The organism is Pseudomonas sp. GW456-12-10-14-LB2, from assembly GCF_002884345.1.
GTDB lineage: Bacteria > Pseudomonadota > Gammaproteobacteria > Pseudomonadales > Pseudomonadaceae > Aquipseudomonas > Aquipseudomonas paraglycinae.
On sequence record NZ_POHV01000135.1, the window covers coordinates 1 to 276 of the forward strand.

At 65.6% G+C, this 276-nt stretch carries 1 protein-coding gene; it reads right to left on the bottom strand.

From position 1 onward, the window contains the following. A partial coding sequence (locus C1X29_RS29870) for an alkaline phosphatase family protein (RefSeq protein WP_305888215.1) occupies nt 1-276 on the bottom strand: 276 nt, incomplete at both ends.

Sequence of the window (276 nt, forward strand, 5' to 3'; positions counted from 1 at the left end):
GCCCCAGACCATAAGGACGGCCGAGATACGCCGCATCGGCCTCGCCTTGCGAATGCCGATGATATTCGTCCTGGGCCGCAACCGTGGTGCCGCCGAGCAAGCGTGCCGGATCGCGCGGATCGTGCGCGGGCGGTGCGGGCGGCGGGACATGGTCGAACAGCCCGTCATTCTCATCGAAATTGAGCAACAGCACTGTCTTGGCCCAAACCTCGGGATTGGCGGTCAGCGCGTCGAGCACCTGTGCGGTATAGTCCGCCCCCTGCAGCGGCGTGGAAA